This is a genomic window from Neohoeflea coraliihabitans (genome assembly GCF_019334345.1).
In the GTDB taxonomy this organism is placed as follows: domain Bacteria; phylum Pseudomonadota; class Alphaproteobacteria; order Rhizobiales; family Rhizobiaceae; genus Pseudohoeflea; species Pseudohoeflea coraliihabitans.
In genome coordinates this window covers 208530-227562 of record NZ_JAHWQX010000003.1, presented here as the reverse complement: position 1 = coordinate 227562, position 19033 = coordinate 208530, and the positions used below count along the sequence as shown (strand labels likewise).

17 protein-coding genes are annotated in these 19033 nt (G+C 63.3%); 11 read left to right on the top strand and 6 right to left on the bottom strand.

Annotated elements, in window-relative coordinates; translation table 11 throughout:
* The first annotated feature begins 58 nt into the window (after positions 1–58).
* The 6 genes from pxpA to KY465_RS12135 all read left to right on the top strand — a co-directional run bounded on the left by pxpA (position 59) and on the right by KY465_RS12135 (position 6539).
* On the top strand, positions 59–796 hold the full coding sequence (gene pxpA / locus KY465_RS12160) for a 5-oxoprolinase subunit PxpA (protein ID WP_255561644.1): 738 nt from the start codon (positions 59–61) through the stop codon (positions 794–796).
* Positions 793–2277, top strand: a complete 1485-nt coding sequence (locus KY465_RS12155; protein ID WP_219201975.1) for a hypothetical protein — start codon at positions 793–795, stop codon at positions 2275–2277. Before pxpA ends, KY465_RS12155 begins: the two co-directional genes overlap by 4 nt.
* Positions 2278–2323: 46 nt before the next feature.
* On the top strand, positions 2324–3421 hold the full coding sequence (locus KY465_RS12150) for an ABC transporter ATP-binding protein (protein ID WP_219201974.1): 1098 nt from the start codon (positions 2324–2326) through the stop codon (positions 3419–3421).
* A gap of 28 nt (positions 3422–3449) precedes the next feature.
* The gene (locus KY465_RS12145) at positions 3450–4655 is read left to right on the top strand and encodes an ABC transporter substrate-binding protein (protein WP_219201973.1); all 1206 of its coding nucleotides are present in this window, start codon (positions 3450–3452) and stop codon (positions 4653–4655) included.
* Between the two features lie 94 nt (positions 4656–4749).
* A complete protein-coding gene (locus KY465_RS12140) occupies positions 4750–5685 on the top strand; it encodes an ABC transporter permease (protein ID WP_219201972.1) in 936 nt (311 codons plus the stop codon).
* 2 nt (positions 5686–5687) lie between these two features.
* Entirely contained in the window at positions 5688–6539 is an 852-nt protein-coding gene (locus KY465_RS12135) for an ABC transporter permease (RefSeq protein WP_219201971.1), read from the top strand.
* Positions 6540–6607: 68 nt separating this feature from the next.
* Here the strand turns inward: KY465_RS12135 and KY465_RS12130 are convergent, their stop codons facing one another.
* A complete protein-coding gene (locus KY465_RS12130) occupies positions 6608–7267 on the bottom strand; it encodes a GntR family transcriptional regulator (RefSeq protein ID WP_219201970.1) in 660 nt (219 codons plus the stop codon).
* A 154-nt stretch (positions 7268–7421) separates the two neighbouring features.
* Here KY465_RS12130 and KY465_RS12125 point away from each other — a divergent pair, with 154 nt between their 5' ends.
* The 5 genes from KY465_RS12125 to KY465_RS12105 are packed head-to-tail and all read left to right on the top strand — an operon-like array spanning position 7422 to position 12016.
* Positions 7422–8330 (top strand): 5-oxoprolinase subunit B family protein, encoded by a 909-nt coding sequence (locus tag KY465_RS12125; RefSeq protein ID WP_219201969.1) that lies wholly within the window; start codon positions 7422–7424, stop codon positions 8328–8330.
* Complete coding sequence (locus KY465_RS12120; protein WP_219201968.1) at positions 8327–9310, top strand: 5-oxoprolinase subunit C family protein; 984 nt, start codon at positions 8327–8329, stop codon at positions 9308–9310. Before KY465_RS12125 ends, KY465_RS12120 begins: the two co-directional genes overlap by 4 nt.
* A 10-nt stretch (positions 9311–9320) precedes the next feature.
* Positions 9321–10418, top strand: coding sequence for a phosphotransferase (locus KY465_RS12115; RefSeq protein ID WP_219201967.1), 1098 nt, complete (start codon positions 9321–9323; stop codon positions 10416–10418).
* A complete protein-coding gene (locus KY465_RS12110) occupies positions 10415–11743 on the top strand; it encodes an aspartate aminotransferase family protein (protein WP_255561642.1) in 1329 nt (442 codons plus the stop codon). Before KY465_RS12115 ends, KY465_RS12110 begins: the two co-directional genes overlap by 4 nt.
* 33 nt (positions 11744–11776) lie before the next feature.
* Positions 11777–12016, top strand: coding sequence for a biotin/lipoyl-containing protein (locus KY465_RS12105; protein ID WP_255561641.1), 240 nt, complete (start codon positions 11777–11779; stop codon positions 12014–12016).
* 91 nt (positions 12017–12107) lie between these two features.
* Here KY465_RS12105 and KY465_RS12100 read toward each other — a convergent pair whose 3' ends face one another.
* The 5 genes from KY465_RS12100 to arsB all read right to left on the bottom strand — a co-directional run bounded on the left by KY465_RS12100 (position 12108) and on the right by arsB (position 18916).
* On the bottom strand, positions 12108–12503 hold the full coding sequence (locus tag KY465_RS12100) for a hypothetical protein (protein ID WP_219201966.1): 396 nt from the start codon (positions 12501–12503) through the stop codon (positions 12108–12110).
* 301 nt (positions 12504–12804) lie between these two features.
* Positions 12805–14544 (bottom strand): hypothetical protein, encoded by a 1740-nt coding sequence (locus tag KY465_RS12095; protein ID WP_219201965.1) that lies wholly within the window; start codon positions 14542–14544, stop codon positions 12805–12807.
* 83 nt (positions 14545–14627) lie between these two features.
* A complete protein-coding gene (locus tag KY465_RS12090) occupies positions 14628–15623 on the bottom strand; it encodes an extensin-like domain-containing protein (protein WP_255561640.1) in 996 nt (331 codons plus the stop codon).
* Between the two features lie 70 nt (positions 15624–15693).
* A complete protein-coding gene (locus KY465_RS12085) occupies positions 15694–17640 on the bottom strand; it encodes a L,D-transpeptidase family protein (RefSeq protein ID WP_255561639.1) in 1947 nt (648 codons plus the stop codon).
* A gap of 220 nt (positions 17641–17860) precedes the next feature.
* On the bottom strand, positions 17861–18916 hold the full coding sequence (gene arsB / locus KY465_RS12080; protein WP_219201964.1) for an ACR3 family arsenite efflux transporter: 1056 nt from the start codon (positions 18914–18916) through the stop codon (positions 17861–17863).
* Between the last annotated feature and the right edge of the window lie 117 nt (positions 18917–19033).

Below are 19033 nucleotides of genomic sequence, written 5' to 3'. Positions count from 1 at the left end.
GATATACCCTCAGCTCGACAATCATAGGGAGCCTTGTGAGGGGACGGATCGGATGGCGATGGCGACGATCAACTGCGATATGGGAGAGGCCTTCGGAATCTATCGTTTCGGCGATGACGAGGCCTGCATGCCCTATGTCACCCACGCGAATATCGCCTGCGGATTTCATGCTTCCGATCCCAACGTGATGTGGAACACGGTACGCGCCGCCAAGAAGCACGGCCTGGCGATCGGCTCGCATCCGGGTCTGCCTGACCGCGAGGGATTCGGACGCCGCGAGATGAAGCTGACCCGCCAGGAAGTGGCCGCCCTGGTCCTGTACCAGACGGGCGCCCTGAAGGCCTTCCTCGACGCCGAGAACATGCCCCTGTCACATATCAAGGCGCATGGCGCTTTGTTCGGAATGGCGCAGAAACAGCGCGACATCGCCGAAGGCATTGCCGACGCGGCGCTGATATTTGATGTGCCGGTGATCGCCTACAGCGACTGCGCCATGTCGGAAGTCTTCACCGAACGCGGCGTCCCCTTCGTCTGCGAGTTCTACGCCGATCTCGATTATGATGATGAAGGGCGCCAGATCATCACCAAGGAACATCACAGTGTCGGGCCCGACGCCGTCGCCCGCAAGGTCACCGACGCGGTGACCCGCGGCGTCGTACGCTCCGTCTCGGGCAAGGAGGTTGCGGTCGTCGCCGATACCATTTGCGTGCACAGCGACACGCCGAATGCCGTCGAGATCGCCCGCGCCGTGCATGAGGCGCTGGCCGGTCTGCCTGCAGAAAGCGATGCGCGATGACGCGGACGCTGGTCGGTGACGCAGCCCAGGCTTGTATCGAACGCTCGCTGCAGGGGATTGCCCGGGCTGCCGGTGCGTCCCTCGGTCCGGATGCGCGCTCCGTCCTCTATGCAAACGGCAGCGCGGTCGATCAGGCGCTGTCCGGTGTCGAGATCGCGCGCAAGATGACCGGCACGAGCGGGCCTGCAACCCTCGCCCCGCGTCTCCTCACCGAAACCCTGGTCAGCGCCGAACGCGACCTCGGCGACGGCACAGCACGCCTGGCCGTTCTCGCCTGCACCACCTTCACTCTGGCTCAACGTTACGCCACCGATCCGCTGCGCCGGCTTGCCCTTGCCGAGCAGCTGGATCGCTTGCGCACCGACATTCCCGCCCTCCTGGAAGACGAGCGCCAGGCCGGCGTCGACGACGTGGCGGTTGCGCAAGCGGCCGGAGCTCCCCCCGCCCTGGCGCACGACCTCGCCGCAGCCTTTCAGAAGGTGGGCGCCGACGGCGGCATCGATGTCTTGATGGAGGGCCGGCCCGGTGAAGTCAGCCTGAACTGCGAAGCGGGATTCACCTTCGATGCCAGCCCCGTGGGATCGGCTGGGTCGGCGGCCCTCGCCGGCAGCCTGGACGATGTGCATGTCATCGCGGCCAATGAGGCGATCTCGGATTTCGGCAAGCTGGTTCCGATCATTGATGGTTTTGCCGCACGTCGCAAGGCGCTGCTGATCGTTGCCCGCCAATTTGACGGCAGCGCGCTGGCGGCAATCGAGCGCAACAGGGACAATGGTGCCTTTTCAATCGCTGCGGTAACACCCGAAGACGCCGGACCGCGCGCCGCCGCGATCATCTCGGATCTGGCGGTCGCTTGCGGCGCCACCCTGGTCGACGAAACCGCCGGCACGAGCCTCGCCAGCCTGAAGCCGGCCATGCTCGGCACGGCAAAACGGCTTCGCTACGATGGACACAGGATTTTTCTCGAACAGCCCGGCGGCGATGCGGCCGCCATCAAGGCGCGACTGGCGGAAATCTCCGATGAGATCGACAAGGCCCGATACCTGGCTTTTGACCGCGCCCAGGCGGAGCGCCGGCATGCCCGCCTGGGCGGAAAATGGGCGGAGCTGCGCATCGGTGAAGGTTCGACACGCCAGGCCAGATGCACCGAGAGTGTGGCCCGCAGCGCCATCGCCTGCATGCGCTCAGCAGCCCGGCATGGGGTGGTCCCTGGGCGCGGAGTGGCTCTGCGCGATCTCGGCAACCGCCTGGCCGCCGAGGCCGGTCCCGGCGTCGACGGGGATGCGCGCCGGGTTCTCAAGGGGGCATTCCGCTCGATCGAGGATCATCTGCTCCGCAATGGCCGCGACGATTCTCAACGCGCCACGGCCAGCGACGCCGTTCAGATCATGGACCCGCTGCGCCTGACCGAGCACCTGATCGGCCAGGCCGTATCGCTTGCCACATCCCTGCTTCGCATCGATGCGATGGTGTACAAATGACGAAGGCTGACAACGCACGATGAAGCATGTTTCGGAGAACGGATTAATGGACGAAACCGTCGAACAGCCCATTCTCGAGGTGGTCGATGTTCTGCACAAATACGGCAGCGTCACGGCGCTGGATCATGTGTCGCTGCAGGCCAAGCGCGGTGAATTTCTGACAATTCTCGGCTCCAGCGGTTCCGGCAAGACGACGATGCTGCGGGTGATCTCCGGGCTGGAGCAGCCGACCCAGGTCGGCAAGCTGGCAATCGGCGGCGTCGACGTGCGCGGCAAACCGCCGTCGAAACGCAACTGCACCACGGTTTTCCAGAATTACGCCCTGTTTCCGCACATGTCGGTCGCCGAGAACGTCGCCTATGGTCTGAAGGTCCGCAACGTGCCGCGCGAGGACGCGCGCAAGCAGGCGATGCAGGCGCTGGCCATGGTGCAGCTGGAATCCAAGTCCGAGCGGCGCATCGCCCAGCTCTCGGGCGGCGAACGGCAACGCGTGGCCCTCGCCCGGGCCGCCGTGACCCGGCCGGCAATCCTGCTGCTCGACGAGCCGCTCGGCGCGCTCGACGAGCGCCTGCGCATCGACATGCAGTCTGAACTGGTCGAGATCCAGCGCGCCCTCGGCATGACCTTTGTCTACATCACCCATAGCCAGGAAGAAGCGCTGACGATGAGCGATCGCGTCGTCCTGATGAGCCATGGGCGCATTGAGCAAAGCGGCCGCCCGGTCGATCTGTTCGACCGTCCCGCCACCTTGTTCGCCGCTGGTTTCATGGGCTACGAAAACATCCTGCCTGGCCGCCTGACCGGGCGCCAGGGCGATCAGGCCACCGTCGAACTCGCGGGCGGCATAACCGTGCGCGGCGTCGCCAGCGAAGCGCTCGGGGCGGTCGGCACGCAAGCGGCGCTGGCCGTCCGTGCTGAGCGGATGGCCCTTCTCGCCACCGCCGACGGGGACGCCGGCAGGGACGGAGCCAACGTGCTTGCAGGCACGCTGCGCAAGCAGATCTACCACGGCAAATACACCGATCAGACAGTAGACACCGCGGCCGGGACGATCCGGCTGCGCAGATGGGATCGCGTCCCGTCGGCCGAACAGGTCGGCGCCGTCGCGTGGCAACCGGAAGACTGCATCGTGCTTCCGGCTTAACGGGGAACATCCATGAAAGGACTGTGCCATGAAGGATAAATTTTCAACGACCTCACAACTCGAACTGACACGGCGAACCATGCTTCGCGCCGCCGGTGGTCTCGCCGGCGCTGCGGCACTGACATCGCTTCCGGGAATGTCCGGCGTCGCACAGGCGGCAACGGCGACCGTCAACGGTTACGGCGTCACCACGGCGCAGCTGAAGGATTGGTCGGTGATGACCGACTCCATCGGCGTCGAGATGGACTTTGCCGGCACCAACAACTCGGTTGGCGTCTTCCTGCGCGATGTCGTCGCCTCGCAATTGGGCGACGAAGTCGACATCTTCATTTTCGAATCCGGCACCGAAGACATTCTCGGCCCGCAGGGCGTGTATCTGCCGATCGATGAAAGCCATCCGGAACTGAGCCTGTGGGAGCGCACCTCCGACGACTGGAAGCGCTCGGCGGTCGTGCAGGATCCGGACGGCAATCAGTGGGGCGTTCCGGTCATCGGCAACGCCGACAGTTTCGGTTATTTCCCGGACAAGCTCGGCGTCGACGCCGACAGTGACGAGGAAATCTCCTGGTCGGTGATGTTCGAGGACGACAACACCCGCGGCCGTGTGGCCTATGACCAGACCTGGACCTATTCGCTCGGCCCCGCCGCGCTGTATCTGCAGGGCAAGGGTGACGCCACATTCGGCGACATCGCCAACCTGACGCGCGACGAAGCGAAAATGGTCGTCGACTTCCTCATCGAGCGCAAGAAGGCGGGCCAGTTCCGCACCCTGCATTCCGCCTTCGAGGAACAGGTGCAATTGCTCGCCAATAAGGAAGTGGATGTCATCAACTGCTGGGAACCGGCCGTCCGTGAAGCCAATCTCAAGCTTGGCGATGGCGCCACCAAATACGCCTACACCAAGGAAGGCTACTTCAAATGGGGTCACGGCGCCTACATCGCCTCCCAGGCCAAGGACCGCGACAATCTCGACCAGATCTACAAGGTCCTCAACTATTTCCTCGGTGGTGAGTACCGCGCCCTGCAGGCGCGCGACCGCGGCTATGCCGGCCCGAACATGGATCTCGGTGTCGCCTATGCCGAGGAGCAGGGGTGGAGCGAGGAGGAAATCGCTGCCCTGAAGGCCACCGAAGCCAAGGTCAACCGCAAGTTCGCCAAGCCCTATGTCAGCACCACCACGCCGTCGAACGCGGACGTGATGGAAGAGGAATGGCAGCGGTTCCTGAACGCCTGATCACGCAAAACACACCGGCCCCGCCCCATTGGCGCGGGGCCGGTGACACCAATGGACCGCTCTGCAATGAATTCGAGCAAGGGATGACAGACGAGTGAGCGCTGCACTGAAAGCAGAGGCCGGATCACCGGCCGGCACAACGCGCTGGACCGGCGGACTGGCGGCGATGTCGGGACGCAACTGGGTCGTTCCGGGGTTTCTCGTTATCTGGACCCTGATCGTCATCGTGCCGCTTGTCGTGCTGTTTTCCTACAGCTTCTTCGAGACCAAGCACTTCCAGACCGTCTACGATCCCTCCTTCGACACCTGGATCTCCCTGTTTCAATCGGGACGCTTTGAGGTGACGCTGCGCTCCCTGCGCATCGCTTTGACCGTGACGGCCATCGAATTGCTGATCGGCTATCCGTTCGCCCTCTGGCTCGCCAAGGGCGGCACCACCAAGACGACCAAGGCCGTTGTCCTGGCTCTTTTGACCATCCCGTTCTTTCTCGATCTGTCCTCGCGCACCATCATCTGGCGCGCCATTCTCGGCCAGAACGGCCTCGTCAACTCGATCCTGACCGGAACAAACCTGATCGATGCGCCGATCGAATGGATGCTTTACACCGAGGTCTCGGTGCATTTCGGCATGATCATCGCCTTCTTCCCGACCATGGTCCTGCCGGTCTATCTCGCCATTAATGTCATCGACGAAGCGCTGATCGAAGCCAGTGAGGACCTCGGCGCCACACCGTTCCAGACACTGAAGAACGTCATTTTCCCGCTGTCGCTGCCCGGCGTATTGGCCGGCATCGTCTTCACCCTCGGGCCGGCGCTCGCCGCCTGGGTGGAACCGAGCATGCTCGGCGGCGGATTTGTCAATCTGCTCAGCAACTCAATCGAGAGCGCTTACACGGCACTCAAATATCCGGTGGTTGCGGCGCTCTCGACATTCATCATCCTGCTGCTTGCGGTGCTTCTGATCATCATGCTGCTGATCGCCCGCCGCTTCGGCGACCTGTCTTCAACCTTCCGCGTTCTCAAGAGCTGACCATGGCGATTTCAGAGCACACGCATTTGACCAGCACGACAACGCCGCAGGACCGCGGCGAGTGGAGCTATTGGTCCGGGTGGAAACCGCTGGGCAAATGGGGCGGTCTGTTGATGCTGTTTTGCATCTACTTCCCGCTGGCCTGGCTGGCCTTGATGTCGATCAGCGAACGCCCCCTCTCGGGCATTCCGCTGCCCTTCTCGCTGCAGCACTACCGCGCCCTGTTTGCCGACACCAAATGGGTCGAACCTTTCGGTGCCAGCATTCTCATCGCCCTGCTGGTCGGCATCGTCTCGGCCACCGTCGCCACGCTGGTCGGCCGCGCCCTGCCCCGCACCCGCAATCCCGGCGGCCTCTTGCTGCTGTTCCTGCTGCCACTGTTCGTGCCCGGCATGTCGCTGGGCGCAGCGCTGTTCATCTTCGCCCGCTCGGTGCTGGAACTGAAACTCGGCTTCTGGTCAATCTTCATCGGCCATTTCGTCTGGGCCTTCCCGTTCTCGCTGCTGATCATCCTGGTGCTGACGACACGCTTCGACAACCGGCTGATCGAGGCGGCCTCCGATCTCGGCGCCTCGTCCTGGCGCAGCTTCTGGGACATCGAGTTCCCGCTGCTGATGCCCGGCATCATCGGCGCTGGCCTGTTCGGCTTTCTGCTGTCCTTCAACGAGGTGCTGCGCACCATCTTCCTGCGCGGCACCGAGAAGACCATGCCGGTGTGGAACTGGATCATGGCCGCCTCGCAGCAATCGCAGGTGCCGATCATCTTCGCCCTGGCGACGATTGTGCTGCTCGTCACGCTGCCTCTGCTGGCCGGGATGTTCTGGCTGGTCTTCGCGCGGCTCGACAAATCCTGAGCATCGCGACGAGACGAGGGTCTTGCCGCCTGCCGGCCTCCTGCGGGCCGCAGGCACCTCTCGGATCGTCAGTCGTCCTTTGCCGCGATCAACGGCATCAGCGCTTCGGCGGCGACCGTGATGTCCTTGATGATGTGCGTGCGCACGCCCTCCCGATCGCCCTGCCGCAAGGCGTCGACGATCAGCCGGTGCTGCTCGTTCGACTTGGCGAAATAGGTGTCATCCTCAAACAGCCGGTTGAAGAACGGACCGACCTGCCCCCACAGATCCTGGATCAGCTGCAGAAGATAGGGCGAGGAGGCCCGGTCATAGATGTAGAAATGGAATTTCTGATTGAGCGCCAGATAGGTCCGCGTCGCGCGACGGTCAACGGCGACATCGATTTCCTGCAGCATGGCATCCAGCCGCGCAATATGCGACGCCGAGAACTGATCCGCCGCCAGTTCGCCGGCCAGTCCTTCCAGCGCACTGCGAATGCGCAGGAGTTCGGTGAATTTTTCGGCCGTCGGATTGGGCACCGCGATCGACCGATTTGGCAGCAGGATCAGAAGCCGTTCGGCCACCAGCCGCTGCAGCGCTTCGCGCACCGGCGTCGTGGAAATTCCGTAGCTTTCCGCGAGCGACCGGATCACCAGCGGCTGACCGGGCGTGAATGTGCCGGTGATCAACCCTTCCTTGATCGCCGCATAGGCCTGATCGTTCAGCGTGCGGTATTCGATGCGGCTCATGACAGCCCCTTTTCCTCCAGACCTCGCCCTCTCCATTCCAGAAATTCTGCCGCGTGTCGAGGGCTTGACGCACTATATGATATATGATGTACCAGACAAAAGCCTGCAAAAAGATCGGTCCCGTTCATGACCGGCCAGAATTCGGGAGATCGCCATGATTTACCAGACACCGCGCTTCCTTCCGGGCGGCGACCGGTTCATGGAAGTCGAGCTTGGCGACGGCATGGATTTCGTCCTGAATTTTCGCGTTCACAGCCTCGCCTCGGCGATCCGTGAAGAGAAGATCAAGGGCGTCATCGAGCTTGTGCCCGAACTTGCCTCGATGATGGTGTCCTATGACCCAGCGCAGATCTCCTATGACGACTTGAGCAAGGAAATCACCCGCCTGCACGAAGCGGCGGGGCAAGGTGAAATCGCCGACCTGCCGAGCCGGCTGTTTTCCATACCGGTGCTGTATTTCGACCCGTGGACGGACGAATGCATCGAGGACTACCGGGCCAAGGTCGCGGCCAAGACGCCCGATCCAGATCTGATCTGCGAGCTGAACAATGTCGCCGACCGCGCCGCCCTGCGCCGACTGCACGCGAGCTCTGAATACTGGGTCGCAGCGCTCGGCTTCTGGCCGGGTCTCTGTTCCCTGATGCCGCTCGATGACCGTGCCCGACTTGTCGCTCCGAAATACGATCCGCCCCGCACCTGGACACCGAAGGGCGCCATCGGGCTCGGCGGCGCCCTCACCTGCATCTATCCCGACCAGACTCCCGGTGGCTATCAGCTTCTGGCGCGCACACCGGTGCCGACCTTCGATCGCGAACAGCGCCTGAGCGCCTTCAAGGACAGCCTGGCTTTGTTCCGGCCGGGAGATCGGGTCCGCTTCCAGCCGATCGAGCGTGAGGAATATGACTGGATCGAAGCGCGTGTCGAAGATGGCTCCTACCAGCACTCCATCATCGAATATCAGATGTTCTCCGTCGATCGCTACCAGAGCTGGCGCAGCGACATTTCGCGTGGACAGCAAAGCGACATTTCGCGCGGGCAGGAACAAGTGGAGATGGCGCAATGAGCAGCGATTCCGTGCATGTGCTGGAGCCGGGGCTGGAAACCGCGGTGCAGGAACTGCCCGGCAGGATCGGCTACTGGGAACAGGGATTTCCGCCGTCGGGACCGGTCGATTCCTGGTCCTTCCGCCTCGCCAATCTGCTTGTCGGCAATGCGCGCGATACTGCGGCCCTCGAATGCCAGTTCCTCGGTCCGACCTTGCGCCTCGAGCGCGACGTGACCCTGGCCGTCACCGGCGCTGACATGTCGCCGAAACTGGATGATCAACCGATTGCGATGTGGACCTCGGTCAAGGCCCGCGCCGGCCAGGTTCTCGCCCTTTCTGCGGCGCTCAGCGGGGCGCGCAGCTATATCGCTTTCTCCGGCGGCATCGCCACCGAGCCGGTTCTGGGCTCGCGCGCCGTCTTCCACATGGCGCGCATCGGCGGCACTGCCCTCCAGGCCGGAACGACCCTTCCGCTTGGGACACACGGTGATCCGGCCTTCGCTCCCAAGACGGTCGCCGAGGACGCCCGGCCGACCCTGTCGACCGACAGGCTCTGGCGCGTCGAATGCGTCCCCGGTCCCAATGATGACTGGCTCACGCCCGATTTCAACGAGGCGTTTTTTGCCGCCGAATGGATCATTCAGGGCAAGAGCAACCGCACCGGCATCCGCCTCACCGGCCCGGAATTCCAGTTCGCCGAGCGCGCCTTCGACAAGAAGCCCGAGCACGGCCAGGATCCGTCGAACATCCTTGATCACGGATACCCGCTCGGGGCCGTCAATCTTGCCGGCCAGACGCCGATCATCCTGATCAACGATGCCCCGAGCACGGGCGGCTTCATCAACCCGTTCACCGTGCCGAGCGGCGCCTTCTGGAAGCTGGGTCAGGCCCGTCCGGGCGAAAAGATCAGTTTTGTGCGGACTTCCGTCAGCGAGGCGCAGGACCTGGCCCGGAGACTGGATGGCTACGCCTCGCCCGCGAGCCTTCGCGATGTCTGAGGAGACCGGTGTGAGCAAGCCTGCAACCAAGCCCGGCGCGAGTGCAGCCGAAACCGCGCCGTTGATCGGCGAACTCCTCACCTGCCCGCCGCCGCCGATCACCGACGCCGAAGCGCTGCAATTGGCGAAGGATGCCTTTGGCCTGTCCGGCTCTCTCAAGCGCCTGACCAGCGAGCGCGATGCAAATTTCCTCGTGCACGACGCGGCCGGCTCGGCCTGCGTTCTCAAGGTAACCAATGCCGCGGAAGACCCGGCGGTGACCAATTTACAGACCGAGACTCTCCTCCACCTGCAGCGCACCGCGCCGCAATTGCCCGTGCCGCGCGTGCACCAGGCCATCGACGGCAGCTTTGAGCTGCGCCGCAGCTTCGACGGCAAGACCGAGAGCACCATACGCGTGCTCACCTATCTCGCCGGCGAACCGCTGCACCGTGTCGACACAACGGCGCATCAGCGCAGAAATGTCGCCGCCGAACTGGCCCGGCTCGACATCGCCCTGAAGGATTTTCACCATCCCGCCGCCGATCACGACCTGCTGTGGGACACCAAGAACGCCGCCCGGCTCCGTCCCTTTGCCGCCGATATAGCCGATCCCGCTCTGCGCAGCCTGGTTGAGCGGCAGTTGGATGTGTTCGACCGGCACGTCGCGCCGGTGCTCGCTGATTTGCGCGCCCAGCCGATCCACAACGATCTCAACCCGCACAATGTGCTGGTCCATCCGAATGACCACACCCGCGTCACCGGCATCTTCGACTTCGGTGACATGGTGCACACGCCGCTGGTGATCGATATCGCGGTTGCCGCATCCTACCAGATCGGCAGCCAGGATGATCCGCTCACGCCAGTGGCCGAATTCGTCGCCGCCTATCACGAGGTGTTGCCTCTTGCCGCCGACGAGGTGGCGTTGCTGTTCGATCTGATCGCCGCACGCTTGCTCACCACCGTGGTGATCACCAACTGGCGCTCGCTGCGCCATCCCGAGAACCGGGAGTATATTCTTCGCAATCACGGACGTGCCGCAGCCGGCCTGCAGGCATTCGCGCCGATTTCCCGCGCCGATGCCGAACGCATTTTCCGAACCGCCTGCAAATTGGAGCCACACCGATGAGCACCGAGAACTCGATGGTGAATGCCTATGTGCCCGGTGCCGCGGAGCTGGCCGAGGAAGACGAGGCGCTGATTGCGCGCCGGCAGCGTCTTCTCGGTCCCGCCTACCGGCTGATGTACGCCAACCCCGTCCACCTCGTGCGCGGCGAAGGTGTCTGGCTCTATGACAACAAGGGCGACGCCTATCTCGACGTCTACAACAACGTCGCCTCGGTCGGGCACTGCCATCCGCGCGTCGTCGAGGCGATGAGCCGTCAGGCCGCCACGCTGTCGACCAACACCCGCTATCTGCACGAAACCATCCTCGACTATTCCGAACAGCTGCTGGGGACCTTCCCTGAAGAGCTGCAGCACGTGATGTTCACCTGTACCGGCAGCGAGACCAACGATCTTGCCATGCGCATTGCCCGTGCATTCACCGGTGGCACCGGCTTCATCGTCACCGAGACCGCCTATCACGGCATCACCCACGCGGTGTCCGAGCTGTCGCCCTCGCTTGGCCGGCACGTGGATCTCGGCGTCCATGTCCGCACGGTCCCGGCCCCCGATCTGTATCGCAGCAACAACGGCGATGTGGCCGGCAAGTTTACCGCCGATGTCGCCGCCGCTGCTGAGGATCTGTCCCGCCACGGCATCAAGCCGGCGGCCCTGATCGTCGACACCATCTTCTCGAGCGATGGCGTCTTTCCCGAACCGAAGGGCTTCCTTTCCGGAGCAGTGGACGCCATCCGCGCCGCCGGCGGGCTTTTCATTGCCGATGAGGTTCAGCCGGGCTTTGGCCGCACCGGTGATACGCTGTGGGGATTCCAGCGCCACGGCGTCGTCCCCGACATGGTCTCGCTCGGCAAGCCGATGGGCAATGGCTACCCGGTCGCCGGACTTGTGATGAAGCCGGATCTGATCGAGGATTTCGGCGCCCGGGCGCGCTACTTCAACACCTTCGGCGGCAACACGGTCGCCGTGGCAACAGCCAAGGCCGTTCTCGATGTCATCTTTGACGAGGGCCTGCAGTCGAATGCCGCATCGGTCGGCAAATATCTGCACGACGGCCTGAACGCGATTGCCGCAAACAGCGAGATGATCGGCGATGTCCGCTCCGCCGGACTGTTTCTCGGCGTCGAGATCGTCGAGGACCGCACCACCAGGGCGCCGTCAGCCGACCGCGCTGCAAAACTGGTCAACGGCCTGCGCAAAAAACGCGTTCTGATCAGCGCCACCGGTCCGAACGCCAATGTACTCAAGGTGCGTCCGCCGCTGGTCTTCACGAGGGACAACGCCGACTTTTTCCTCGAGCGTTTCGAAGCGACCGTCCGCGAACCGAATTAACCGCATCCGTCTGCTCCACACAGGGAAACCCGCATGTCCAACAGTCAAGTCATGGCCACCGTGCCGGGCGTCGTCTACCTCAAGCCGTCGCCGGAAGAAGAGTATTTCAAGTCCGCCGGAGATGCAGTCGCTGCCGGCGACACCCTCGCCCTTGTCGAGGTGATGAAGTCCTTCATCCCGCTCACCGCCCCCTCTGACGGCACCTTTGTTGGCTATCTGGTCGAAAACGAACAGCCGGTCGATCCCGGCCAGGCAATTGCCGAGCTCGGATAAACAGGCTGCCTGAGGGCTTTTGCAGGCGGTATGCATGATGCCGGAAGCGCGCGGGATCTCGCCCGGGCGCCCATCGGCTTCATTGCGAATTTCAACGCGTCGGGTGGTCGAAGAACCGCTCGGCAAAAGTCCCTTGGCAGCGCTCCTGCAACGCATCGTAATTCAGGATCGCCTCGCGCCGGGACAGCTCCCGCTGCCTTTTGAACGGCGAAACCGTGGAGACATTGCTGATGCGCAGAAAACGGCACAAGGCCGGCCATTCGGCACCGCTGAGCAATCCTTCATAGCTCACCACATGGGTTTCAAACGGTCTCGACCGTTCCGCCAGCTCAGCATCGGCGGCCTCGAATCCTGCTCCGACCTTGAGGAAGTGCTCCGGGTCGAGTGCGATGTGGTGCTGCTGGAATCGTCCCCTGTCAGACCGCCAGATCCCGTTCACCTGCGCCAGCCGCATCGAAAGATACTGGTCGAGCTTGTTGTGGCGCACCAGCCGCACGATCTTGAAGCTGTTCTCGAGGAGATAGGGTTCAAGCTCGGCAATGCCGTTGAGATGTTCATAAGGACATTTGAAACCGCTGGCCGCACGCCGTCGAGGCTCACTTCGGCGTCGAGAACAGACCGGGCTGTCGGGCCCTTTTCACCACGGTACTGCGGCCACAGGATTTCGCCAAGACACCGTGCTTCCGGATGCTCGTCCAACATCCCGCGCAGGAAGCTCGATCCGCTGCGCCCGAGAAACCAGATCGCAAAACGGCGCGGGGCGTTCCGCTGGCGCCAGCGCTTGAACATCACTGGCCTGCCTCTGCCAGCGCCGCCGCAGGGCTATCTGGCTTCAGCAGCGCGTCGTAGCAGGGCGTCAACGCCACCTTCGCCCGCCCTTCGAGCGCCGGTGTGTAGAGATCTTGCAGCTGCAGGCGGGCGTGGTGCACCGGGCATTTCGGCACTAGTATCAAATCCGTATTTGCCACAGCATCCAGTGTCCGCTCATCAGGGTCCGGCACGGCCCGCGACGGATCGGCGCCGATCATCACATGCGCTGCGCCGGGCCGCTGCAGGACATAGGGAAACGGATTGGCAAAATCCACAGTGAAAACAGTGTCAAAGCGCGTTCCGGACCTCGCCTCGAGATCCAGAACAGCCGCGGCGGCGACCCCCATCTCCTGCAAGAGCAGATATTGATAGTCATGCTCGGAAAACATCCGGAATGAGGGCAGCGAACCCGTCTCGGCGATGGCCCGCATCGTCTCGGGATGGAAAAGGTAGATCGTCCGCATCCGCTCGGCCTGCTCGATATGCACATCCTTGGCCGACACCCGGCCGAGCGGGCCAAGCACCGGCTGGTTGAGCGCCACATAGCGCGGCGCCAGGGCCGCGGCGCGCGCCGCCTTGTGCAGCATCGTCGAAACCACCGGCAGGGCCATGGCGGCAACGAGCACCAAGACGGCCAACCGCATGCGTCCATGCGCAGCGGCCTCACGCAGGAGAATGCGCAACAACACCGGCCAGACGATCAGATAGGGATGGCTGCCCGTATTCTGCGTCTCGAAAAACAGACCGCACAACAAGGCCAGTCCGAGCCAGATCCAGTCGCGGTCAAGACCTGTCTCGCGCCCCGCGTCCGTGCCGGCTCGCGCAGCGCCATCACGCGAGCGCCGCAGATCGTTCAAGATCAGCGCGCCGCCCAGCAAAGCGCCGGCCGCAAGCACATCGAAGCGCAGCGATATCGCCGTGAGAAAGCGCGAGATCAGCACGCTTTCATTTGCCGAAACCAGGTCCGCAAGCACAAGCAGATAGCCCGACACCATCCCGGTCACCACTTCGAGCAGAGCAGTGACCGCCAGACACAGCGCTGCGGTGACAGCAGCCACCGGCACCGCGATATGCCGGGTCAGCAACCCGAGGATCAGCAGGGGCCCAACCGCCACGAATGCCGTGATCTTGCAAAGGGCCAGCGACAGCAACAGCACACTCAAGAGAACCGTCTGCATGGCCCGCGCGCGCACGAACAGCACCGTCGCCGCCGTCAGATACATCAGATGCGAGCCATGCCGGTTGTAGATGCCGTAGGCATCCGTGCCGGCAAATTCATTGTAGGTGAGCAGATTGAAGGGCAGCAGCGAAAACAGCATGAAGGGCAAGAGCAGCCCCCACGCACTGGCCGGATTTCGCCGCCCGACATCCCAGACAATTGCGGCCATCACCGGCACCGTGACCGGCAACCAGGCCAACTGCGTCAGCACCACCGGATGCGCGGCACCGAAAAAGCGCTCCGCCAGCCACACAAGGTAATATTCAAGCGGCCCGGCGGGGATCATGAAATCAAGGATCGGCCACTGCCCGGCATTCATGCGGCCGATGGCGTCATAATAGACCAGCACGTCCCAGTACATCGGACCGATCGGAAGCGTCAGCGGCAAGATCAGCAACACCACGGCAAGAGCGAGGAAGGCGCCGAGCGCCAGCAGCGGCAGGGAGCGGCTGTTCACTCTCCCACTCTGCGCCATCCGCCCGTCTTCCGCGATCGTCATCGCACTCTACCCCCAGCTGCGCACGCAAACCCGCGCAAAAACTAGCAGGCAAGTGTAAATAGCGGGTTAGAGACCCGGAAAGCTCACTGGCAGATGCGATAACCGCCGCGCCGCGGCGCCCGGTCGAGATGCAGGTGATCGGAGTGATAGGCATCACTGCCCGGACCAAGCACGGTCGTGAAGTAAAGACATGCCCCGCCCCGCACAGCGCGCTGGAACGCCATGTCGAGCGTATGTTCATCGCTGCGCGGAGTGACCGGCAGCCGCGTGCCGTCGGCGAACGTGAAGGCCGAGATATCGATCGCCCGGCCGTAGGAGTGCTCGCTCATCTTCTTGACCGCTGCGCCATTGTTGCGCGACCGGCAGACATAGCCCGAGGCATTAACCAGGGCGGCGAGAGAACGCCCCTCGGCCAGCGGCTCGTTCGCGTCTGCCGTTGTGCTCGCCGCGGCATTGATCACCGCCCCGGACGCCAGATCGACCTGCCCCGACGCCCGCCGCGCGGCCGCCGGCTTGACTTCATCCTCGATCCACTGTGCCAGCGCCACCGCGGTCTTGCAGCCGATCATCGCCGGCGGATCAAGTTGCACGCCGTCGGCAAAGCCACTGATCGTCAGGGGCTGGGAAATGCCGCAGCCATTGGCTTCGCGCACCGGATCGGCCGCTTCGAAGACCACGCCGAGGCTCGTCAGCGCGCGCAGGCAATTGGCCTGCCCTGCTGGCGGTGCCGCATCCCGCACCCGCTCGACAATGGTCTCTTTTGGCGGAATGATCCGTCCTGACACCGGCCTTGGCATCGGCATCGGGCCCTGCAGCGGCAGAGCGAAAGGTCCAGTCCCGGTCTCGGTGACGGGCGTAACTTTGCCGTCCGCGGCAGCGTCGCCCGCCGCCTGGTCAGCGCTCTCGGCGACGGCGGTCTCGGGCGCAATCTCCGCCGCTGCGGCGACTGGCAGGCCGGCCAGCCCCGCACCGACGACAGCATTGAGCAGGCCGCGGGCGCATCGGCGCAATCGCCGTCCGCCGGCCGCCAGATGGCACGCCTCTGCAAGGTCTCCTGCGGATATTCGCTGCAGTTTCATGACACGACAACGCCGCGCCGCCGCGCCATGTTCCAATCAGAATGCGCCCCGGCCGAGGCTCAGGCCCACCTTAACTTGCGGCCTGACGCTCGCTCTCGGTCGCCTCGATCGCCTTTTGCAGATAGCGGTCGCGGTCGTAGACATCGGCAAAATACTGCATCTCGCCGCTCTCGCTCGGCCATGCCGTGAAATAGGCGACATGCACCGGGATTTCTTCGGGCACCGGAACCGGCTTGTTCTGTCCACCGGCGATCTCGGCGCCAATCTGCTCGACGCTGGTACCGAGCACGCGCGCCGCCATGCCGCGCGGATCCTGCAATCGCACGCAGCCATGGCTGAAGGCACGCATGTCCTTGTTGAACAGCGACTTGGCCGGTGTGTCGTGCATGTAGATGGCATGCTTGTTGGGGAACATGATCTTCAACTGCCCGAGCGCATTTTTCGGGCCCGGCGGCTGGCGCACGCCGACCGTGCCATAGCCCACCGAGTACCAGTTGACGGCACTCGAGGAGACGGACCGGCCATTATAGGTGACGCGGTAGCCGAGGCGATCGAGATAGGACGGATCACGGCGCAGCCGCGGCATCATTTCATTGAAGATGATCGACTGCGGCACGCCCCAGGAGGGATTGAATTCGACGCGTTCGATCTTGTCATCGAAGAAATAGGTCTGGTTGGCAGCTGTGCCGACGACGACCCGCGTTTCGAAATCCTTCTTGCCGTTCTCGTAATAGGATGCGGTGTAAGCCGGCTGGTTGATGAAGACGCGGCGATCAGCCAGCCGCCCCGGCAGCCAGCGCGCCCGCTCCATCGCCAGTTTCAGCTTGGTGATCTTCGCTGCACTGCTCTCGCCCATGATGGCCTGCACGGTGCGCGGGCCGACAATACCATCGACCCGCAGCCCGGCTTCCTTCTGGAAGTCGCGCACGAGCGCCACGATGTCCGGATCATATTCCTCATTGTCGATATAGCTCGCCAGCAGCAGCGCGTGCGTGCTCTTCAACTGCTCCGAGCCGCGCTGGCGCAGCGCCGCGACCACGTTCTTCGTCTCGGAACTGGCCTGACCGGGCTTCAGCAGCAGTCCCGGATCGATCGAAATGCTCTTTTCGGCGTCCAGCTGCCGCAAGCGCTCGAGTTCGACGACCATCGCCGCGAAATGATCGCCCTGCGGATTGAACGCGCGCAGCGTGGCCGCGGCATCGCCGGATGTTGCGACCTTCTTCAACTGCGCCACCAGATCCGGCTGCTTGCGCTTGAAGTCGTGATAGCCCGAGATGCGGTTCGGGTCGACACGGCCCCGGCTGGCATCGAGGATGTAGTCACCCACCGCCGCCGACAGGGCCATTTCGAACCGCATCAACTCGCGCTGGCGTGCCGAACCCAGCCCGATGTCGAACGAATCCGCCGGCACCGCGACCTGGTAATCCTGTGCGGAAAGACCGACTGCATCGGCATCCTGCAGAACAGCGATGGCAGCGCGCGCCGCATCGTTCAGCCCGGTACCGGCCACCCACAGATATTCGGGTTCGGATGAATAGATTTCGATCACCGCCTTGGCGGTTTCGGGCAAGGCGCGCAGCTTGATGTCGGCGAACGCTTGGCGACCTTCCTCGAACGGACTGAAGCCGAGCGGCGGAAAGCCCGCCGTCGAGGTCGAGGCTGTCACCATCGGATCACTGATCTGCGACAGATCAATGCGCACCAGACGGTCGGGCGCGTAGGTCTTGTAACTCGGACCGCTGACCGTCTTGATCGGCGCCTGCGACGAATAGGTCGGCTTGTTCGACCGCGACCGCGACCGTGTCTCTGAACGCCGGCGCTCGATCCGGCGTTCACGCCACCGCCGATCCTGCCGGCCGTCCTGTTGCGCGTTGAATTCGCGGATGCGCTGCTGCGGTGTCTTGATGAAGTTGGCATCGAGCGCGCCGGCCGCGACCTGCGGCGGCGCAATCGTCAGCCCGCTGACGCCCATCATCAAGGCCAACAAAGCGGCGCTCAAACCCTTACCCGAAACCATACGAACTTTTTCCCTTCTGGCGGAGACCCGAGCCGCTGCTCTGCCGAGCAATGGGCTGAGGTTTGCAATACCGAGCGTCCATGACCGCGACGCAGCTGAATCAGCTATATGCCAAAAGGTAACAAAGCCCTTGCGCAAAGCAAGCGACCGTACCGCGTGTCACCCGTTTGTGAACGGCTGTTGCAAAGCGTCAACACCCTGGCCGCTCGGACGCGAGGAATTACGGATGAGCCCGGTTGCGACGCGCCTGTGCAGGTCCGACATCATACCAGCCCTTCGAGCGGTTGACGATCCACACCAGCGACAGCATCACCGGAACCTCGATCAGCACGCCGACCACTGTTGCCAGCGCGGCGCCGGAATTGAAGCCGAACAGGCTGATCGCCACCGCCACTGCAAGTTCGAAGAAATTGCTCGCCCCGATCAGCGCCGACGGACCTGCGATCACATGCGTCTCGCCGACAGCCCGGTTGGCGAAATATCCCACTCCGAAGATCAGATAGGTCTGGAAGATGATCGGCACCGAAAGCAGAACGATGATCATCGGCTGCGCCATGATCGCCTGGCCCTGAAACGCGAACAGGACGACGAGTGTCGCCAGCAATGCCAGCATCGAAAGCGGCTGCAGTCTTGCCAGCAACCCCTGCAGCGCGGCCTCGCCGCCGGCCGCCAGAAAGCGCTTGCGCAACAGCTGGGCGATGACCACCGGCACGACGATGTAGAGCGCAACCGACAAAAGCAGGGTCTGCCACGGCACCGTGATCGCGGAAATGCCGAGAAGGAGCGCGACAATCGGCGCAAAGGCGACGACCATCACCAGATCGTTCACCGTGACCTGACTGAGCGTGAAAAGCGGGTCACCCTTGGTGAGATTACTCCAGACAAAGACCATCGCCGTGCACGGGGCGGCGCCAAGCAGGATCAGACCGGCGATGTAGCTGTCGATCTGAGCTTCCGGAAGCCAGGGCGCAAAAAGCCATCCGATGAAAACCCAGGCCATCACGGCCATGGTGAACGGCTTGATGGCCCAATTGACGAGCAGCGTTACCGAAATGCCGCGCCAGTGGCGACTGACCTGGCCCAGAGTGGCAAAGTCGATCTTGACCAGCATCGGAATGATCATCATCCAGATCAGCACCGCCACCGGCAGATTGACGTTGGCGATCTCGGCCGAACCGATCATCTCGAAGAACGCTGGAAACACGTATCCGAGCGCGATGCCGGCAATGATGCACAGGGCGACCCAAAGAGTCAGATACCGCTCGAAAATCGACACTTCACGCTCCTCTTCCTTTGGACGCGGCGCCCGCTGCGCGAAGCGGCGGTACGGGCGTTACGGTTTTCGATCTTAATTACCTCGATAAATCATGAAGTATTGAATTATTCAAGGCCG